Source organism: Sunxiuqinia rutila (assembly GCF_050589705.1).
Taxonomy (GTDB): Bacteria; Bacteroidota; Bacteroidia; order Bacteroidales; family Prolixibacteraceae; genus Sunxiuqinia; species Sunxiuqinia rutila.
In genome coordinates this window covers 219,545-237,604 of record NZ_JBNGOT010000008.1, presented here as the reverse complement: position 1 = coordinate 237,604, position 18,060 = coordinate 219,545, and the positions used below count along the sequence as shown (strand labels likewise).

Annotated in this window: 18 protein-coding genes; 16 read left to right on the top strand and 2 right to left on the bottom strand. The window is 43.5% G+C overall.

Features of this window, described 5'->3' with window-relative positions; translation table 11 throughout:
* Nucleotide 1: 1 nt before the first annotated feature.
* Together ACRD6K_RS12395 and ACRD6K_RS12390 are read left to right on the top strand one after the other, a co-directional pair.
* Complete coding sequence (locus ACRD6K_RS12395) at nucleotides 2-1,147, top strand: glycosyltransferase family 4 protein (RefSeq protein ID WP_430973486.1); 1,146 nt, start codon at nucleotides 2-4, stop codon at nucleotides 1,145-1,147.
* Nucleotides 1,148-1,210: 63 nt separating this feature from the next.
* Nucleotides 1,211-2,146 (top strand): hypothetical protein, encoded by a 936-nt coding sequence (locus ACRD6K_RS12390; protein WP_430973485.1) that lies wholly within the window; start codon nucleotides 1,211-1,213, stop codon nucleotides 2,144-2,146.
* A gap of 111 nt (nucleotides 2,147-2,257) precedes the next feature.
* Here ACRD6K_RS12390 and ACRD6K_RS12385 read toward each other — a convergent pair whose 3' ends face one another.
* Both ACRD6K_RS12385 and ACRD6K_RS12380 read right to left on the bottom strand, forming a co-directional pair.
* Nucleotides 2,258-3,571 carry a DUF4842 domain-containing protein gene (locus tag ACRD6K_RS12385; protein ID WP_430973484.1) on the bottom strand — a complete coding sequence of 438 codons (1,314 nt, stop codon included), beginning with the start codon at nucleotides 3,569-3,571 and terminating at the stop codon, nucleotides 2,258-2,260.
* Between the two features lie 312 nt (nucleotides 3,572-3,883).
* Nucleotides 3,884-6,040: an elongation factor G gene (locus ACRD6K_RS12380; protein WP_299579714.1), complete on the bottom strand. Its 2,157-nt coding sequence runs from the start codon at nucleotides 6,038-6,040 to the stop codon at nucleotides 3,884-3,886.
* Between the two features lie 460 nt (nucleotides 6,041-6,500).
* On the opposite strand from ACRD6K_RS12380, the gene ACRD6K_RS12375 reads away from it, so the two are divergent.
* The 14 genes from ACRD6K_RS12375 to rpsC all read left to right on the top strand — a co-directional run bounded on the left by ACRD6K_RS12375 (nucleotide 6,501) and on the right by rpsC (nucleotide 18,034).
* The gene (locus ACRD6K_RS12375; protein WP_430973483.1) at nucleotides 6,501-8,690 is read left to right on the top strand and encodes a peptidase domain-containing ABC transporter; all 2,190 of its coding nucleotides are present in this window, start codon (nucleotides 6,501-6,503) and stop codon (nucleotides 8,688-8,690) included.
* Between the two features lie 53 nt (nucleotides 8,691-8,743).
* Nucleotides 8,744-9,166, top strand: a complete 423-nt coding sequence (locus ACRD6K_RS12370) for a PH domain-containing protein (protein WP_430973482.1) — start codon at nucleotides 8,744-8,746, stop codon at nucleotides 9,164-9,166.
* 34 nt (nucleotides 9,167-9,200) lie between these two features.
* The gene (locus ACRD6K_RS12365; protein WP_430973481.1) at nucleotides 9,201-10,511 is read left to right on the top strand and encodes an HlyD family secretion protein; all 1,311 of its coding nucleotides are present in this window, start codon (nucleotides 9,201-9,203) and stop codon (nucleotides 10,509-10,511) included.
* A 195-nt stretch (nucleotides 10,512-10,706) separates the two neighbouring features.
* Nucleotides 10,707-11,081 (top strand): 30S ribosomal protein S12, encoded by a 375-nt coding sequence (gene rpsL / locus ACRD6K_RS12360; RefSeq protein WP_299579704.1) that lies wholly within the window; start codon nucleotides 10,707-10,709, stop codon nucleotides 11,079-11,081.
* A 119-nt stretch (nucleotides 11,082-11,200) separates the two neighbouring features.
* The gene (gene rpsG, locus ACRD6K_RS12355) at nucleotides 11,201-11,677 is read left to right on the top strand and encodes a 30S ribosomal protein S7 (RefSeq protein ID WP_299579701.1); all 477 of its coding nucleotides are present in this window, start codon (nucleotides 11,201-11,203) and stop codon (nucleotides 11,675-11,677) included.
* 48 nt (nucleotides 11,678-11,725) lie between these two features.
* Nucleotides 11,726-13,837: an elongation factor G gene (fusA, locus tag ACRD6K_RS12350; protein ID WP_299579698.1), complete on the top strand. Its 2,112-nt coding sequence runs from the start codon at nucleotides 11,726-11,728 to the stop codon at nucleotides 13,835-13,837.
* Between the two features lie 20 nt (nucleotides 13,838-13,857).
* Nucleotides 13,858-14,163, top strand: a complete 306-nt coding sequence (gene rpsJ, locus ACRD6K_RS12345) for a 30S ribosomal protein S10 (protein ID WP_299579695.1) — start codon at nucleotides 13,858-13,860, stop codon at nucleotides 14,161-14,163.
* A 21-nt stretch (nucleotides 14,164-14,184) separates the two neighbouring features.
* Entirely contained in the window at nucleotides 14,185-14,802 is a 618-nt protein-coding gene (rplC, locus tag ACRD6K_RS12340; protein ID WP_299579692.1) for a 50S ribosomal protein L3, read from the top strand.
* The gene (gene rplD, locus ACRD6K_RS12335; protein ID WP_430973480.1) at nucleotides 14,802-15,431 is read left to right on the top strand and encodes a 50S ribosomal protein L4; all 630 of its coding nucleotides are present in this window, start codon (nucleotides 14,802-14,804) and stop codon (nucleotides 15,429-15,431) included. The genes rplC and rplD overlap by 1 nt, the downstream gene beginning before the upstream one ends.
* Nucleotides 15,432-15,443: 12 nt before the next feature.
* Nucleotides 15,444-15,734, top strand: coding sequence for a 50S ribosomal protein L23 (gene rplW, locus ACRD6K_RS12330; RefSeq protein ID WP_299579686.1), 291 nt, complete (start codon nucleotides 15,444-15,446; stop codon nucleotides 15,732-15,734).
* Between the two features lie 9 nt (nucleotides 15,735-15,743).
* Nucleotides 15,744-16,568: a 50S ribosomal protein L2 gene (rplB, locus tag ACRD6K_RS12325; RefSeq protein ID WP_299579683.1), complete on the top strand. Its 825-nt coding sequence runs from the start codon at nucleotides 15,744-15,746 to the stop codon at nucleotides 16,566-16,568.
* 15 nt (nucleotides 16,569-16,583) lie between these two features.
* The gene (gene rpsS / locus ACRD6K_RS12320; RefSeq protein WP_299579680.1) at nucleotides 16,584-16,850 is read left to right on the top strand and encodes a 30S ribosomal protein S19; all 267 of its coding nucleotides are present in this window, start codon (nucleotides 16,584-16,586) and stop codon (nucleotides 16,848-16,850) included.
* 37 nt (nucleotides 16,851-16,887) lie between these two features.
* On the top strand, nucleotides 16,888-17,301 hold the full coding sequence (gene rplV / locus ACRD6K_RS12315) for a 50S ribosomal protein L22 (RefSeq protein ID WP_299579677.1): 414 nt from the start codon (nucleotides 16,888-16,890) through the stop codon (nucleotides 17,299-17,301).
* A 10-nt stretch (nucleotides 17,302-17,311) separates the two neighbouring features.
* A complete protein-coding gene (gene rpsC, locus ACRD6K_RS12310) occupies nucleotides 17,312-18,034 on the top strand; it encodes a 30S ribosomal protein S3 (protein ID WP_299579674.1) in 723 nt (240 codons plus the stop codon).
* Nucleotides 18,035-18,060 lie beyond the last annotated feature (26 nt).

Here is an 18,060-nt window from a genome sequence, read left to right as displayed (position 1 = left end):
TATGAAGCCAGATGTTTTGTTTCTTCTTCATTGGCCGTCAGCCATTCATGGCTCTTCCATTGTGGGACTGTCTATTAAAGAGAGTCGGGAGATTAATCGGGCTTTCAATACCAGGTATATTAACCTCTTGTTGTCGGATGAAGTGAATGAGTCTGGCGAATTGACGTTTCGAAAGTTCTATAAAGGCTTGCTGATCACGGGAAGGCTTTTTAAGGAGCTGGTTCGAAGACGTCCTTCTGTTTGTTATTTTGCCTTGACAACTACGGGGGCTGCCTTTTTAAAGGATTTTATTCTAATTTTTCTGTTGAAGTTATTTCGGGTTCCTCTGGTGTATCATTTGCACAATAAAGGCTTTGAAGAGAGGAAAGATAGCTTCTTTTTTCGAAGGCTCTTTCATTTTGCGTTTGCTAACTCTGCTGTCATTCTTTTGTCACAACATTTGTATTCTGATGTTGCCCCCTATGTTCAGCCCGGGCAGATCAGGATTTGTCCGAATGGGGTGACTGCTGCCCATTATCGGAATGGGCAGGAAAAGGAGGACATTCCCGAAATTTTGTTTCTTTCAAATCTGATTCGAGCGAAGGGGGTGGAAGTTTTGTTGGATGCTTGTTTGCTGTTGAAAGAGCGCAACTGTTCTTTTCGTTGTACCTTGGCTGGGGGTGATGGTGATATCTCCGGGATGGAGCTTGTTGAGCTGATTGAAGAAAAGGGGCTTTCAGCACAAGTGAGTTATGTGGGGTGTAAGTTTGGGGAGGAAAAGGAGCAGGTATTTAGTGCTGCTTCAATTTTTGCATTTCCAACTTATTATAAAGCTGAAACCTTTGGCTTGGTTAATGTGGAGGCCATGCAGTATCGACTGCCGGTGGTGTCGACTTTTGAAGGAGGGATTCCGGATGTTGTTGAAGATGGTGTTACCGGTTTTTTGGTTCCCCAGAAAGATGTGGTTTCGCTAGCCGATAAGCTTGAAGTGTTAATTAAAGACGAGGATTTGCGTGTTCGAATGGGGCAGGCAGGATATCGTAAGTATGAAAAAGAGTTTACGCTTCGAAAGTTTGAGAGTCGGTTGATCGAAATTTTGCAAGGAGAAATTAGTGTTTCAGCTGAAGTTTCTGGTCAATATGGATTGACTCGCTCAAGAAGGAAATGATTCAGCATTTTTTTCAATAGGCGTTTCTTTTCGAAGCTGAAATTAAATTAGAAAGTTGAGTGTATGGATTATCAGTTTTACACTTTGATGTATGTTGATTTTGAGAGCAAATCGGCAGCAACTAATGGCGTACACGGTGATTTTGATCGGCAAATTCAAACTTACATGAAGTGTTGTGAGAGTTTGTCTGACTCCCTGCAGTTTTTTACTTCAAAACCGTTGGTGGTATTGACTAATCAGCAGGAATATCTTGAACGATATTCCAAGAAGTTGCAGTTTGTTGAAATTCCCTTTCAGTTGGATGTACCGCGTGGGATTGCATTTTATTCAGCCCATTTTAAGTTGGACGTATTTCGGTATTTTGGCTCTTTGGGAGAGCAGGGAGGTTATTGTGTATTGGTTGACAGTGATGTATTGTGTTTGAGTTCAATGCCGCAAAATCTAAAAAATTGTATCCGTAATAATATTCCTGCTTTTTACGATGTAACAGCTCAGCGCTACCCGGCATATGGGAGAGAGCGTTTGATTCAGGATAAGGAAATTTTGATGAAGGGTGAATCATCGTTGGGCTTATGGTGTGGCGGTGAGTTTTTAGGAGGTGATGCTGCTTTTTTTAGTCGGTTGAGTGAAGAGATTCGGCTGGTGCAACAACACTACTTCGAAGACTACGCATTGTTTCATCATCAGGGTGATGAGGTGTTGGTGTCTGTTGCTCTGGAAAAAATGATGCGCGAAGGGGGCTACTGTTGCGATGTTGGTACTTTTGGAGGAATTGCCCGGTTTTGGAGTGTGCCAACTTTGCATGTTCAAAACAGTTGGAAGGCCTACGAAGATTGTTTTCTGATTCATCTTCCGACCGATAAACGGTTTATTTCTTCTGTGATTAAGGTTGATGAAGGCTTGAAATTACGCTTAGGGCGCTACTTATTTTGGGCAGTTTTTCTGAATCGCTTGAAGTTTGGAGTTAAGAAGATGTTACCGTTTTTGAAGCGAAAATAGTTGCCTTTATGCAAGGTGGATTGTAATGCAAATAGGCAACCAGAATTGGCTGCCTATTTGTTTTTGTCGAATTATTCAAATCGGGATATTCAGAAATGTGATTCAGTTAAGCTATTCACAGATTAGATCAAAAACTTTGGTTGCATCAGTCAGGTTATCTGCCCAGTTGGGATTCCAGCCGTCAGTGATGCTGGTGAAGCCTGCGTAAGCTTCGCCAATGTATGTTTTTTCATACGGCCATTGCCAGTTGTAGGGAATAATGATGCCATTCGGGTGTTCTTTTCCTTCTTCGTCAATCCACGTTGAGCCATCGGCTAGGTTGGCTTGGAGCTCCCAAATGTTCAGGTCGTAGGCGTTGGTCGTTCCCGGGTGCACCGTAATGAATGGTTCATAGGGGAAGTCCGGATCGAAATCAAAATTCTCATCGGTCAGAATTGTAATGATGGCGTTGGCGTGAGGTTCGCAATCCGTGTCTGTTGGCAATGTGTTGGCAACAAATGGATAGGGAGCCTCGTTTTCTGCTGGTAAAACAGCTTTTGTACTCGCAAATACCGTAATGATATAGTAGTCTCCATCTTCTTCGATGTCGGCGTGTCCGTTGATCCCGCCAGTCAGGGCATCAGCGATTCCTGTTTTTGGAATTTTGATTTTGAACGCGTGATCGTAGCTGGCTCCTCTGGCTGATGCGTAGATCGAAATTACCAGCATATCCTGAGAGCGGAGAACGTCTGATTTTATGACCAAGTCATTGTAGTCACCGTCGTTACCGTCAGCACCGTCTTTCATAAGGTCTTCCCAGGCATAGGTGAAGTCAACGGTGGTAAGGCACTCGTCAAGGCAGAATTCGAAGTATACTCCCCAGTTGTTGCCTGGAAACTGCATGGCATCGCTCAATGAAACTCCTTTGTCGGTTTCAGTGCAGAATCCCCCCCAGGCTGTTTCGCCATTGGAAAGAGCTGCGTGTGATGCAATATAGAAGCAGTCGGCATTAGGAGCTATCTCATCGATGTATTCTTTGGGAACAACAACGGTATAGCTAGTCATCATAGCAGATGCTTTCCAGCTCTTTTTAAATTCAAATTTTCCGGGAATGGCTCCACCGCCGCTTAGTTTTTTTGCTGCGTCAAATTGGTCGAGGTCGGCAAAAATGTCAAGATGAATCTCAGTGAGGTAAACACCTGATTCGGTTACGTTGTAGGTAACGTGAATGTCATCTCCGTCCTGCGAAACGATGACTGTGCCAACTTGCATGTGTTGACCTGCCACCAGGCAGACTTCTTTGCAGGGATAGTCAATTACCAGGTCTTTTAGTGTTTGTCTGTCAGTCATGTCAACCTCCTCGCAGCTTTGGTACGTTAGTCCAACTGTAATTAAAGCTAGGATGAACATGATGCCCTTTTGGTAGTTTAGAATCGCTCTTTTCATAAAAAATGATTTTACTTTTTTATTTGTAATAAAGATTTGTTTTTATGTTACTCCGTATGGCTTTGAAATAGGCTGTGGCCATACATCGGAACAAACTTAGGGCACTTGCGAATTATGCACAATGGGTAATTTTACCCACATATGAGTTTTAGTGAGGAGGCAGCGCTATTTGCGTATGGAGAAAAAGCATGTGGGATGTTGGAGGGGGTGAAGGGGGGGGGGGGTAAATTGAAAACCCCGGATAGGCTGTCCGGGGTTTTAGTCATAATTAGTTTGAATGCTAGTTATGATAGGATTAGAAATGGTCTTTTGTTAATCTTCTTCCTGTTCGGCGGCATAAGCTGCCAGAAGCTCTTCTTGTACTTCCTGTGGTACTTTTTCATAGCCGTCAAATGCAATGGAGAAGCTTCCGCGCCCTTGTGTTAAAGAACTGAGGGCGGTGATGTATTTGTGCATTTCCTTCAGTGGGACTTTGGCATTGATCTTTTCGAAGCCTCTTTCGCTGCCCATGCCCATGATTAATGCGCGTCGTCCCTGGAGGTCGCTCATGACGTCTCCCATGCGATCGCTTTGTACGAAAACTTCCAGGTTGTAAATGGGCTCCAGGATCTTGGGACCAGCATTTTTGAAGGCCTGAGAGAACGCATTTCGTCCGGCAAGTTTGAACGAGATTTCGTTGGAGTCTACCGGGTGCATTTTGCCATCGTAAACGTAAACCCGAATGTCTCGCGCATATGATCCGGTAAGTGGACCTTCTTCCATTTTTTCCATGATTCCTTTGAGGATGGCAGGAAGGAAGCGGGCATCAATGGAGCCGCCCACGATGCAGTTGTGGAAGATGAGTTTTCCACCCCACGAAAGCGGGTACTCCTGGGTGTCGCGAATGGAGAGTTTTTGTTCTTTGCCATTCATGGATACCAATGTCTTTGGTTCAACGCCATCGATGTAGGGCTCGATAAACAGGTGAACTTCTCCAAACTGTCCGGCGCCGCCCGATTGTTTTTTGTGTCGGTAGTCAGCTTGGGCTAGTTTGGTGATGGTTTCACGGTAAGGAATTTTGGGTTTGTCAAATTCGATGTCGAGTTTGTATTCGTTGTTGTAGAACCATTTTAGTGTGTTCAGATGGTATTCGCCTTGGCAGTGCACCAGCATTTGCTTCAATTCTTTTGAATACTCCACGATGTAGGTCGGATCTTGATCGTGTAGCTTTTGGAAGCTTTCGCTGATCTTTTCCTCGTCAGCTTCGTTTACGGCTTTCAAGGCAACGGTGTGTCTGGAAGGCGGGAATTTGATTTCGGCAAACTTGTAACCGGCTGATTTTTCGCTGAGGGAGTTGTTGACATTGACATCTTTCATTTTTACCGTGGCGCCAATGTCGCCTGCGGTCATGGCCGCTACTTTTGTTCTGTTTTTTCCGGCAGAAACAAAGAGCTGGGAGATGCGTTCTTTGTTGCCATTTTTGGCAATGATCAGGTCTTGTCCTTCTTTTACGGTGCCACTCATTACCTTGAAATAGGTAATTTCCCCCACGTGCTGCTCGATGGTTGTTTTGAAAACCATCAGCGAAGTTGGTGCGTCTTCCCCTTTTTTTACTTCTTTTCCATTGATTTCAGGTACTTCGACGGCTTCGGCAGGCGATGGTGTGATGTTGGCGATGAATTCGAGTAGGCGGCCAACGCCCATGTTGTGTTTGGCAGCCGCACAGAACACCGGGAATAGGCTTCGGTCGATCATGCCAAGTTTGATGCCCTGGCGCATTTCGTCTTCGCTGAGGCTTCCCTTTTCAAAATAAAGTTCCATGAGGGCTTCGTCATTTTCTGCCGCCATTTCAACCAGTTCGTTGTGTAGTTCGTCAGCGCGTTCTTTTTCATCGTCCGGAATTTCCAGGATTTCGGGTTTGCCACCATCTGCCGGATATTTGTAAAGCTTCATTTTCAAGACGTCAATAATTGAATCGAAGCCAGGGCCGGCGTTGACAGGGTATTGAACAACGGTTACTTTGTTGCCAAAGATGCTTTTGGCCTGGTCGACAGTTTGCTCAAAATTGACGTTTTCGTGATCCAGTTGGTTGAATACAAAGATCATTGGTTTGCCGGCTTTTTCAGTGTGGAGGCACACGGATTCAGTGCCGGCTTCTATTCCGTGAGGGGTGTTGATGGTTACAATGGCGCTTCCGACAACATGAAGTGCGGAAACAACACTTCCGCGGAAATCGTCCATTCCCGGGGTGTCGATAATGTTAATTTTTTTGTCGTTGCAGAAGGAGTGGAGAACAGTGGAGAAGACTGAGTTGCCATAGTCGTGCTCGATGGGCAGGTAGTCAGATACGGTATTTTGGGATGAAACCTCGCCTCGCCGGTTGATTACTCCACCCTCAAACAGCATGGCTTCTGCGAGGGTGGTTTTCCCACTGCCAGCATTTCCAATTAAAGCAATGTTGCGGATTTGATCTGTTTTATAGATTTTCATTTCGTTAGTTTTTATTGGTTAAAACACGTTTTGTAGGTTGAATTTCCTATGGAAGTCACCAAAATTAGTAATAATTTATTAACAAACAACGATGGTTCTGTGGGTGAAATATGTTATAGAAATGCTTTTTGGAATGTGTAGTCTTTTTTATTTCTGAAAAACTTATATGGCGCTTGTTTTTGTTGATGGGGGTGAAGGTGCCAGCAAGCGGGGTGGTGTATTTTTTTTGAAGGAGGGGGCTTATTGGAAGGAGCTAGTTTAAGGCTTTTCCGATGGTCGAGTTAGGAACAATAGATAGGCGGTATTTGGATTAATCGCTATTGTGCTTTTTATTTCTTCGGAAAGCTATTGGAGGCTAAGTGTCGGGCTTTCGCTATTAACCGGCAATTGTGAATAACTAATCGCAAGGGGCGGCAAATGAACGTTGATTTCCTGTAATTTTAAGGAGTAAAATAGTGTTATGCCTCGTTTCCCTCATTATAAGCAACCCGACGCCATGGATTGCGGGCCAACGTGCCTGCGGATGATCGCCAAGTTTTACGGGCGCAACTTCAATTTGAACTACTTACGGGAACAATCACACATTTCGCGCGAAGGTGTTTCGCTGCTTGGTGTCAGTGATGCCGCAGAAGCGATTGGGATGCGTAGTTTGGGAACCAAGGTGACTTACGCCCAGTTGGTGAAGGATGTTCCGAAGCCTTGTATTGTGCATTGGGATCAAAACCATTTTGTGGTTGTTTACCAAGTAAAAAAGGGGAAGGTGTATGTGGCCGATCCGGCTTTTGGCTTGGTGAAGTATAATGAGCAGGAGTTTAAGAAGCATTGGTTGGCTACGGTGACAGCCGGAGAGGAGAAGGGGATTTGCCTCATGTTGCAGCCTACGCCGGCTTTTTATGATCAGGATGATGAGTCCGATGACCGCACAGGTTTTGCGTTTCTGTGGCGCTATGTTCGGCCGCATCGTCGCCTGGTGGGGCAGTTGTTGATTGGTTTTTTGGCCGCGAGCATTATTCAGCTGATTTTTCCATTTCTGACACAAAGCATTGTTGATGTTGGAATCAATAACCAGGATATCAGCTTTATTTACCTGGTGTTGGCAGCTCAGATGATGTTGTTTGTGGGTAAAATGTCGGTTGATTTTATCCGTTCGTGGATTTTGCTGCATGTCAGTACCCGTATTAATATTTCCATTATTTCTGACTTCCTGATAAAGTTGATGAAATTGCCCATTGGCTTTTTTGATACCAAAATGATTGGCGATTTAATGCAGCGCATTCAAGATCATCGCAGGATTGAGCGGTTTCTGACCACGCAAACTCTGAGTGTTTTGTTTTCGCTGTTCAACCTGGTGATTTTTGGTGTCGTGCTGGCCATTTACAGTTGGCAGATTTTGGCGGTGTTTGTTGTCGGGTCCGTTTTGTATATGGGGTGGGTGTATTTATTTATGCAGCGTCGTCGTCAGCTCGATTATAAAAAGTTCGCCCAGTTGAGCGAAAATCAAAGCATGTTGATACAGCTGATTAATGGGATGCCCGAAATCAAACTGAATAACTACGAAAAGCAAAAGCGCTGGGAGTGGGAGCGTATTCAGGCGCGGCTGTTTCGGGTGAATGTGCAAAACTTGTCGGTGGATCAGTACCAGCAAGCGGGATCGGTTTTTATCAATGAAACCAAAAATATTATTATTACGGTTTTGGCGGCTATGGCTGTGTTGAATGGGCAAATGACCCTGGGGATGATGTTGGCTGTGCAGTACATTATCGGGCAGTTGAATGCTCCGCTTTCCGAGCTTATTAGTTTTATGCACCTGGCGCAGGATGCGAAAATCAGTTTGGAGCGACTAGGGGAAATTCATAATAAAGAGGATGAGGAAAAGAAGGGAGATCCGCGCATTAATACGATGCCGGCCGAGCGTTCCATTGTTATTTCCGATTTGGTGTTTCAGTATGAAGGACCACATTCTCCCAAGGTGTTGAATCGGATTGGGCTGACTATTCCGGAGAAGAAGTTGACCGCGATTGTTGGAACCAGTGGAAGTGGTAAAACGACATTGGTAAAATTGTTGCTGGGGTTTTATCCGCCGGTATCCGGAGCAATTCGCGTGGGCGATACCGATTTGAAGAACTTTTCGCAGCAGTGGTGGCGTACCAAGGTTGGTGCGGTGATGCAGGATGGATTTATTTTTTCAGATACCATTGTGAATAATATTGTGGTGGGCGATGAGCGGGTTGATAAAGAGAAATTGTTGTTCGCCGTAAAAACGGCCAATATTCAGGACTTTGTAGAAGGGTTGCCTTTGGGGTACAACACGCGAATTGGTCAGGATGGACACGGCTTGAGTCAGGGGCAAAAGCAGCGAATACTGATTGCACGGGTGGTTTATAAGAATCCGGAGTACTTGTTCTTCGACGAGGCGACCAATGCCTTGGATGCCAATAATGAAAAGGTAATTATGGAAAACCTGGATCAGGTGTATGAGGGGAAGACGGTTGTGGTTGTGGCTCACCGGTTGAGTACGGTGAAGAATGCTGACCAGATTGTGGTGTTGGACCGGGGTGAGATCGTTGAAGTTGGTAATCACAATGAACTGACGGCACGGAAAGGTGCTTATTACAATTTGGTGAAAAACCAGCTGGAGTTAGGTAATTAGGTTTTGTTTGTATTGCATGTCTGAATGTGTTTATGTTTTAGATAGTGCTCAAAATGAAAAAATACAGGTCAAAAATAGGGCGTGGAATTCTTCTTATTCTTGTTGTTGTGATAGGAGGAACTTCTGCATTGATGCTTTATCTTCAGGCTTGGCCGGGGCTTGTGGTTAATCTTTTGGTGAGTGTTTTTATTGCTTATTTGTTCAGTACGACTTATTATCTTGTTGGTAATGGTGTTTTGAAAGTGAAAGGTGGTTTTATTGTTGATAAGTCTATTCGGATTGAGGTTATCCGCGAAATAAGGGAGACCCATAATCCGTTGGCAGCTCCTGCGAATTCGCTTGATCGGTTGGAGATAAAGTATGGATCGGGAGAGTCAATTTTGATTTCACCAAAGGATAAGCGGGGTTTTATTCTACATTTGAAGGAGATTAATCCGACAATTCAATTTGGAGGAAAGCTCCAGCTGGATAAATAATTGGTATGGTTGGGAAAGAAATAGAGTAATATATATGCCACAAAATGATAACATAGAGATTCGAAGTGATGAAGTGCAGGAAATCATTGGGAAGTCGCCGTCGTGGTTGCTGCGAAGTGGCTTGACGATGATTTTGATTTTTGTAATGTTGTTGTTGTTGGGTTCCTGGGTTTTTCATTATCCTGATATTATTCGGGCGCGCATTGTGGTGCTTTCTGAAAATCCGCCGGCACACATTGTGGCTCGCAATACCGGTAAGATTGATCAGTTGTTTGTGGAGGATAAGGATACAGTGCGGAAGAACCAGTTGATTGCTATTTTGGAGAATGCTGCCGATTATCAGGATGTGATTCGTTTGGAAGAAGAGCTAGACCAGCTGGAGGGGTATTTTATTACCTTCGATACTTTGTTTTACCGGTCGCTGAAGCCGGATTATCGATTGGGCGAAATTCAAGCTGATTTTTCATCGTTTTTACGCCTGTATAATAATTACATCAGTTTTGTGAGGTTGAACTTTTATCCGCAAAAAATTAAATCACTGCAAGCGCAAGAGCACATGCTGCGTGTTTATTATGATCGTTTGTGGTCTCAGCGACAGATTCTGGAAAATGAGTATCAGATTGCTTATGAGCAGTTCAGGCGCGACTCTGGTCTGTTCGTGCGTGATGTGCTCTCGCTGGTTGATTATAAGAAATCGGAGTCATCGCTGTTGCAAAAGAAATATAGTTTCAATGGAGCTCGAACGGATCTGGCTACCACACAGAAGGAGATTATTCAGCTTCAGCAAGAAATAATTGGCGCAGAAAAGGAGTTTGAAGACCAGAAACGGCAGGCGCAGTCCGGGTTGATTGAGGCTTTGAATGTGTTGAAAAGCCGTCTGGATTATTGGAATAAGGCTTTTGTGTTGCAGACGCCGATTGATGGAAAGGTGACGTTTACCAATTTCTGGAGTAAAAACCAACAGGTTAAAAGCGATGATGTTGTGTTTACTGTTGTGCCTGAGGTGGAGAGTAAGATTATTGGTCGGGTTACATTGCCGCTGCGCGGTTCCGGAAAAGTGAAGCCGGGGCAGGTGGTTAATATTCGGTTCGATAATTTTCCCTATATGGAATATGGTATGGTTCGGGGAGTCGTGAAGTCGATTTCGCTGGTTTCTTCCAATGATAATTACATTGCAGAAATTGACCTTCCGCAGGATTTAATTACGAATTATGGCATTCCGCTTACCTTTAGTCAGGAGATGAAGGGTGAAGCTGAGATTATTACCGAAGACCTCCGGTTGATTCAGCGTTTCTTCAATCCGATCAAATCCATCCTGAAAGAAAAAGTTATGGATGCGAACTAAATCCCAATTTAATTTTGGGGTAAATTCCAAAAAACAAGTAGAAAAGCTATTGTTATTTTCTGAAAATTAGTACTTTTGCCTGCCGTTTTTGGAGAGTTCTGTCAAAAACGCAAGCGGAATGCATTGATTTTGACGATTTTTCAATACCTTTGCAGTCCATTTTGGAGAAATATTAATGATTAATTAAATAGTTGTATGCCAACGATTCAACAATTAGTAAGGAAAGGACGTACAGTGCTATCGGAGTCAAGTAAGTCTCCCGCATTGGATTCTTGTCCTCAGAAGCGTGGTGTTTGTGTGCGTGTTTACACAACTACACCAAAGAAACCGAACTCGGCTATGCGTAAAGTTGCCAGGGTAAGGTTGACAAACCAAAAAGAAGTGAACGCCTACATTCCGGGTGAAGGTCATAACCTGCAAGAGCACTCAATTGTATTGGTGCGCGGTGGTAGGGTGAAAGACTTGCCAGGGGTACGTTATCACTTAGTTCGCGGTGCATTGGACACTGCCGGTGTTGAGGGACGCACACAAAGACGTTCTAAGTACGGTACGAAAAGACCGAAGAAGTAATATTGAGAATTGACCGCTTGCAGTGGTTTGGTTGAGTAAATGAGTCCGGCAGGGGTCGGATGAACTGAAGCTCCAAATCGATAACACAACCAATTCGAATAACACTAAAGAAGATTACGATGAGAAAATCGAAACCAAAAAAGAGGATCATTCTTCCCGATCCTAAATTTAACGACGTTCTAGTTACAAGATTTGTAAACGACATGATGCAGCACGGTAAAAAAACCGTGGCCTATCAAATTTTCTACGATGCGCTCGATATCGTTGATTCACGCATGAAAAACGACGAGCTTTCTGCCCTCGATATCTGGAAAAAAGCCTTGGAGAACATTACTCCGGCAGTCGAAGTTAAAAGCCGCCGCGTAGGTGGTGCTACATTCCAGGTTCCAATGGAAATTCGCCCTGAAAGAAAAGTGGCAGTTTCTATCAAAAACTTAATCCTTTTTGCCCGTAAACGTTCTGGTAAGTCTATGGCAGACAAGTTGGCTGCTGAGATTCAGGCTGCGTTCAATAATGAAGGTGGTGCCTACAAGCGGAAAGAAGATACGCACCGCATGGCTGAAGCAAACCGTGCTTTTGCACACTTCAGATTTTAGGATTGGGGTAAATTAGTTTAACAAGGATTAGAATATTGGTTTATTAGCATGGCAACAAAAGATCTAAAATATACAAGAAATATCGGTATCATGGCTCACATTGATGCTGGTAAAACAACCACCTCGGAGCGTATCCTTTATTATACCGGATTAACGCACCGTATTGGTGAGACTCACGATGGTTCAGCCACAATGGACTGGATGGAGCAAGAGCAGGAAAGAGGAATTACAATTACCTCTGCAGCAACTACTACATTCTGGAAACACAATGAGAGCCAGTATAAAATTAACATTATTGATACCCCGGGACACGTTGACTTTACTGTTGAAGTAGAGCGTTCATTGCGTATTTTGGATGGTGCTGTCGCTTTGTTTTGTGCAGTAAGTGGTGTTGAAGCTCAGTCTGAAACCGTATGGCGCCAGGCGGAGAAGTATGGTGTTCCACGGATTGGTTTCGTCAACAAAATGGACCGTTCAGGTGCCGACTTTTTCAATGTTGTTTCTGAAGTTCGTGAAAAATTAGGTGCTAACCCTGTGCCAATTCAGATTCCAATCGGATCTGAAGCAAGCTTTGAAGGGGTGATTGACCTGATTGAAATGAAAGCTATTCGTTGGTACGAAGATGCTACATTGGGAACAGACTATAAACTGGAAGAAATTCCAGCTGAATTGAAAGAACAGGCTGACGAATACCGTGAAAAATTGGTGGAATCAGTTGCTGAACTGGATGATGCCTTGATGGAGCGTTACTTCGAAGATCCGGATTCAATTACTTCCGATGAATTGCTTTCAGTTATTCGTCAGGGAACATTGAAGCAGATTATTGTTCCAATGATGTGCGGTTCTGCCTTTAAAAACAAAGGTGTACAGCGCTTGCTGGATGCTGTTGTAGAGTTTTTGCCAAGCCCAATGGACAAAGAAGAATTGGTTGGTATAAACCCTCAAACAGGCGAAGAAACTGTTCGCCATGCTGATGTTGAAGAGCCTTTGTCTGCCTTAGCATTTAAAATTGCTACAGACCCATTCGTTGGTCGCTTGTGCTTTATTCGTGTGTATTCCGGAAAAATTGACGCAGGATCAACTGTTTACAATTCAAGAACCGGAAAGAAAGAGCGTATTTCGCGTCTTTACCAAATGCACTCGAACAAGCAAAACCCCAAAGATGTCATTGAAGCAGGTGATATTTGTGCAGCAGTAGGTTTTAAAGATATCCGCACAGGAGATACTCTTTCAACTGAGAAAAGCCCAATTACTCTGGAGAGCATGGATTTCCCAGAGCCAGTAATTGGTATTGCTGTTGAGCCTAAAACTCAAAAAGACATCGATAAACTTGGAATGGGATTGGCTAAATTGGCCGAAGAAGATCCAACATTCAAAGTAAACACGGACGAAGATTCAGGACAAACGGTTATTCGTGGTATGGGTGAGCTTCACCTGGAGATCATTATCGATCGTTTGAAACGTGAATTCAAAGTCGAATGTAACCAAGGGAAACCACAGGTTGCATATAAAGAAGCCATTAGCCAGGAAGTTGAATTACGTGAAGTATTCAAGAAACAGTCTGGTGGTCGTGGTAAATTCGCTGATATCATTGTGAAAGTTGGACCAGCCGAGGAAGGCAAGGAAGGCTTAACATTTATCGACAGCGTAAAAGGAGGTCGGATTCCTAAAGAATTTATTCCTTCTGTACAAAAAGGTTTTGAAACAGCGATGTTGAACGGTCCTTTGGCCGGATTCCAACTGGATAGCCTGAAAGTTGAATTGCTTGATGGTTCATTCCACGCGGTTGACTCGGATCAGCTGTCTTTCGAAATCTGTGGTCGTCAGGCGTTCAAGAGTGCAGCTTCTAAAGCCGGTCCTAAATTATTGGAGCCGATTATGAAGACTGAGATTGTTACTCCTGAAGAATACATGGGTGATATTATTGGTGACTTGAACCGTCGACGCGGACAGGTAGCCGGAATGACTGAGAAAGCCGGAGCACGAGTAATTAAAGCTACAGTGCCACTTTCTGAAATCTTCGGTTATGTAACCGTATTGAGAACACTCTCTTCTGGTCGTGCAACTTCATCAATGGAGTTCTCACACTACGAAGAAGTGCCAAAACAAATGGCAGTGAAAGTACTTGAGGAAATGCAAGGAAAAGTAGAATTATTATAATATAATTATTTTATCTCATCATGAGTCAAAAGATCAGAATTAAGCTGAAGTCGTATGATCACAACTTAGTGGACAAGTCGGCTGAAAAGATCGTTAAGACTGTAAAAACAACAGGTGCAGTAGTAAGCGGGCCCATCCCGCTTCCTACTCACAAACGTATTTTCACAGTGTTGCGTTCCACTTTCGTGAACAAAAAATCACGTGAGCAATTTCAGTTGTCGTCTTACAAACGTTTGATCGACATTTACAGCTCAACAGCTAAAACTATCGACGCCCTAATGAAACTGGAATTGCCCAGTGGTGTTGAAGTAGAAATTAAAGTATGATAACCTGTAAAAAGTAAAAAAATGGCAGGAATAATCGGTAAAAAAATCGGAATGACATCCGTATTCAGTGTTGAGGGAAAAAATATTCCATGCACTGTGATCGAAGCCGGTCCTTGTGTTGTAACACAAGTGAAAACGGCTGAAACCGATGGCTATAACGCTATTCAGCTTGCTTACGGTGACAAGAAAGAAAAGCACACCACCAAAGCTGAGTTCGGACACTTCCAGAAAGCTGGAACAGAGCCAAAGCGTAAAGTTGTCGAGTTTCAAGACTTCGAAAGTGATTACAAACTTGGTGATACCATTACTGTTGATGTAATCGAAGAAGGTAGTTGGGTTGATGTTACAGGCATTACCAAAGGAAAAGGTTTCCAAGGTGTTGTTAAGCGGTATAACTTCCGTGGAGTAGGTGATGCTACACACGGTCAGCACAACCGTCTGAGAGCTCCAGGTTCGCTTGGTGCGTCTTCTTACCCTTCCAGAGTATTTAAAGGAATGCGCATGGCTGGTCGTACTGGCGGTGCTCGCAAAACAATCGAAGACCTTCGGGTTTTGAAAGTAATTCCTGAAAGTAACCTATTAGTTGTTAAAGGATCAATTCCTGGAGCAAAAGGATCATACGTAATAATTAATCAGTAATGGAAGTACAAGTATTAGATAAAACAGGAAAGGAAACCGGAAGAAAAGTTGGTTTGCAAGACCAAATCTTCGGTATTGAGCCTAACGACCATGCTATTTATCTTGACGTAAAACAGTACTTGGCCAACAAGCGCCAGGGAACACACTCAGCGACTGAGCGTGGAGAGATTGCTGGAAGTACAAAAAAGATTAAACGGCAAAAAGGTACTGGTACTGCACGTGCTGGTAGCATCAAGTCACCTTTGTTCAGAGGTGGTGGTCGCGTATTTGGACCTCGTCCAAGAAACTATGGCTTCAAATTGAACAAAAAAGTAAAAGCTTTAGCGCGTAAATCGGCTTTGACTTACAAAGCAAAAGCAAGCGATATTTTAGTTCTTGAGGACTTTAGTCTGGAAGTACCAAAAACCAAAGAGATGGCTAACATCAGTAATAATCTGAAGATTACCAATAAAAAGTCTCTTTTCGTTTTACCAGACGAAAATAAAAATATATATTTGTCCTCCAGAAATTTAGAAGGTGTTTCTGTTGTAACTGCTTCTGAGTTAAGCACTTATCAGATCATGAACGCCAATAAGGTGATCTTTTTTGAGAGTTCGGTAAGTAAGATCGAAGAACAGTTTAAGATTTAAGGGGGAAAAATAATGGATATTTTGATCAAACCCATAGTGACAGAAAAGATGACGGCACAGAGCGAAAAGTTCAACCGTTATGGATTTGTTGTCCGCAGAGAAGCAGATAAACAAGCGATTAAAAAAGCAGTTGAAGAACTGTACAATGTGAGTGTAGCTTCCGTTAATACCATGGTTTATGGTGGCAAAAACAAAAGCCGCTATACAAAAGCCGGGGTGATTAAGGGAAAAACGGCTGCTTATAAAAAAGCAATCATCACATTGGTAGAAGGAGATACAATTGATTTTTACAGTAATATTTAATAAAACGAAATGGCAGTAAGAAAATTAAAACCAGTTACTCCGGGTCAAAGGCACAAAATTATTGGCGCTTTTGATACCATTACTGCATCAACGCCTGAGAAATCATTGTTGAAGCCCATGCAGAAGTCCGGTGGTCGTAACAGCCAAGGACGCATGACAATGAGGTATATAGGTGGAGGGCACAAGAAGAGATACCGTGCGATTGATTTCAAACGCGAAAAAGACGGTATCCCTGCACGTGTAGAGTCTATTCAGTATGACCCGAACCGCTCAGCCCGTATTGCACTGTTGGTGTACGCCGATGGTGAAAAACGGTACATTTTGTCTCCCAACGGATTGCAGGTTGGACAGACAGTAATGAGCGGATCAGGAATCGCCCCTGAAGTAGGTAACTCAATTCCACTTAAAGAAATCCCTCTAGGTACTATTGTACACAACATTGAGCTTCAACCTGGACAAGGTGGCGTAATGGTGCGAAGTGCAGGAACATATGCACAGTTGACCTCAAGAGAAGGAAAGTACGCAATTGTAAAGTTGCCTTCTGGTGAATCCCGTATGGTACTCGTTACTTGCAAGGCTACAGTTGGAACTGTTGGAAATACGGAACACAACTTAGAAAGATCTGGAAAAGCAGGTCGTTCTCGTTGGTTAGGAAGAAGACCACGCGTACGTGGTGTCGTTATGAACCCGGTTGATCACCCAATGGGTGGAGGTGAAGGCCGTCAGTCAGGAGGACATCCTCGTTCACGCAATGGCTTGTTAGCAAAAGGATTCAAAACCCGTGCTAAGAAAAAAGCTTCCAATAAGTATATTGTAGAAAAACGCAAGAAATAATAAAAGGAGTAGGATATGAGTCGTTCATTAAGAAAAGGCCCATTCATTGCCTATAAGCTTGAGAAAAAAGTTGACGCAATGAATGAAGCAGGAAAAAAGTCAGTTATTAAGACTTGGGCCAGAGCATCAGTAATCTCTCCCGACTTTGTAGGGCACACCATTGCAGTGCATAACGGAAACAAATTCATTCCAGTTTATGTCACAGAAAACATGGTCGGCCATAAGCTTGGCGAATTTGCACCTACAAGAACTTTTAGGGGACATGCCGGAAACAAACGCTAAGGCATGAGAATCTCATTAACTAATAAAAGAAATTACGATGGGTGCTAGAAAAAGAAATAGAGCAAATGAGCTGAAAGAAGCTCGCAAATCACAATACTTTGCGGTATTAAAAGACTGCCCTACTTCTCCAAGAAAAATGAGGCTGGTTGCCGATATGGTTCGTGGAATGGAAGTAAACCGGGCGTTGGATGTCCTGAAGTTTTCCTCAAAAGAAGCTTCACGCAAAGTTGAGAAACTGTTGATGTCAGCCATTGCAAACTGGCAGGCTAAAAACGAGGGAACTCGTTTGGAAGAAAGCAACTTGTATGTGAAAACAATTGCGGTTGATTCAGGACGTATCTTGAAGCGTCTGCGCCCGGCCCCACAAGGCCGTGCACACCGGATTCGCAAGCGTTCAAACCACGTTACAATTTGCGTTGATAGTAAAACTGTAGAAAACGATAACGAATAAATAGTAATACATGGGACAAAAAGTTAATCCAATCGCTAATCGTTTAGGGATCATCCGTGGATGGGATTCCAACTGGTTCGGTGGAAACGACTATGGTGATAAGCTGGTTGAAGATACTAAGATCCGCAAATACTTGAACGCCCGTTTGGCTAAAGCAAGCATTTCACGGATCATTATCGAAAGAACCTTGAAGCTGATTACTATTACAGTTCACACGTCAAGACCTGGTATTATTATTGGCAAAGGTGGTCAGGAAGTCGACAAATTGAAAGAGGAGTTGAAAAAGATCACCAACAAAGAAGTTCAGATCAATATCTTTGAGATTAAAAGACCTGAACTGGATGCCCGTATCGTTGCCAACAATGTTGCACGTCAAATTGAAGGTAAAATTGCTTACCGTCGTGCTACAAAGATGGCCATCGCCTCTACCATGAGAATGGGTGCGCAAGGAATTAAAATTTTAGTATCCGGTCGTTTGAACGGTGCTGAAATGGCGCGCTCTGAAATGTATAAAGACGGTCGTACTCCTTTGCACACGCTGAGAGCTGATATTGATTATGCTTTAGCGGAAGCTTTAACAAAAACCGGTTTGATCGGTGTTAAGGTTTGGATTTGTAAAGGCGAAGTCTACGGAAAACGTGACCTCTCTCCCAACCTCGGACAAAAGAACGCTCAAGGTGGCGGTCCTCGCGGTGGCGGAAGAAGTGGCGGTTTCAAAAAGAGAAGAAAATAATTCGAAAACCTTTTAATTAAAAAAGG

Excerpts from the sequence above, each read along its gene's own strand:
- rplV (WP_299579677.1), top strand. The coding sequence starts at position 16,888 with ATGGGTGCTAGAAAAAGAAATAGAGCAAATGAGCTGAAAGAAGCTCGC.
- rpsG (WP_299579701.1), top strand. The coding sequence starts at position 11,201 with ATGAGAAAATCGAAACCAAAAAAGAGGATCATTCTTCCCGATCCTAAA.
- rpsS (WP_299579680.1), top strand. The coding sequence starts at position 16,584 with ATGAGTCGTTCATTAAGAAAAGGCCCATTCATTGCCTATAAGCTTGAG.
- ACRD6K_RS12395 (WP_430973486.1), top strand. The coding sequence starts at position 2 with ATGAAGCCAGATGTTTTGTTTCTTCTTCATTGGCCGTCAGCCATTCAT.
- fusA (WP_299579698.1), top strand. The coding sequence starts at position 11,726 with ATGGCAACAAAAGATCTAAAATATACAAGAAATATCGGTATCATGGCT.
- ACRD6K_RS12390 (WP_430973485.1), top strand. The coding sequence starts at position 1,211 with ATGGATTATCAGTTTTACACTTTGATGTATGTTGATTTTGAGAGCAAA.
- rplD (WP_430973480.1), top strand. The coding sequence starts at position 14,802 with ATGGAAGTACAAGTATTAGATAAAACAGGAAAGGAAACCGGAAGAAAA.
- ACRD6K_RS12365 (WP_430973481.1), top strand. The coding sequence starts at position 9,201 with ATGCCACAAAATGATAACATAGAGATTCGAAGTGATGAAGTGCAGGAA.
- ACRD6K_RS12385 (WP_430973484.1), bottom strand. The coding sequence starts at position 3,571 with ATGAAAAGAGCGATTCTAAACTACCAAAAGGGCATCATGTTCATCCTA.
- ACRD6K_RS12375 (WP_430973483.1), top strand. The coding sequence starts at position 6,501 with ATGCCTCGTTTCCCTCATTATAAGCAACCCGACGCCATGGATTGCGGG.
- rplW (WP_299579686.1), top strand. The coding sequence starts at position 15,444 with ATGGATATTTTGATCAAACCCATAGTGACAGAAAAGATGACGGCACAG.
- rpsJ (WP_299579695.1), top strand. The coding sequence starts at position 13,858 with ATGAGTCAAAAGATCAGAATTAAGCTGAAGTCGTATGATCACAACTTA.
- rpsC (WP_299579674.1), top strand. The coding sequence starts at position 17,312 with ATGGGACAAAAAGTTAATCCAATCGCTAATCGTTTAGGGATCATCCGT.
- ACRD6K_RS12380 (WP_299579714.1), bottom strand. The coding sequence starts at position 6,040 with ATGAAAATCTATAAAACAGATCAAATCCGCAACATTGCTTTAATTGGA.
- rpsL (WP_299579704.1), top strand. The coding sequence starts at position 10,707 with ATGCCAACGATTCAACAATTAGTAAGGAAAGGACGTACAGTGCTATCG.
- ACRD6K_RS12370 (WP_430973482.1), top strand. The coding sequence starts at position 8,744 with ATGAAAAAATACAGGTCAAAAATAGGGCGTGGAATTCTTCTTATTCTT.
- rplC (WP_299579692.1), top strand. The coding sequence starts at position 14,185 with ATGGCAGGAATAATCGGTAAAAAAATCGGAATGACATCCGTATTCAGT.
- rplB (WP_299579683.1), top strand. The coding sequence starts at position 15,744 with ATGGCAGTAAGAAAATTAAAACCAGTTACTCCGGGTCAAAGGCACAAA.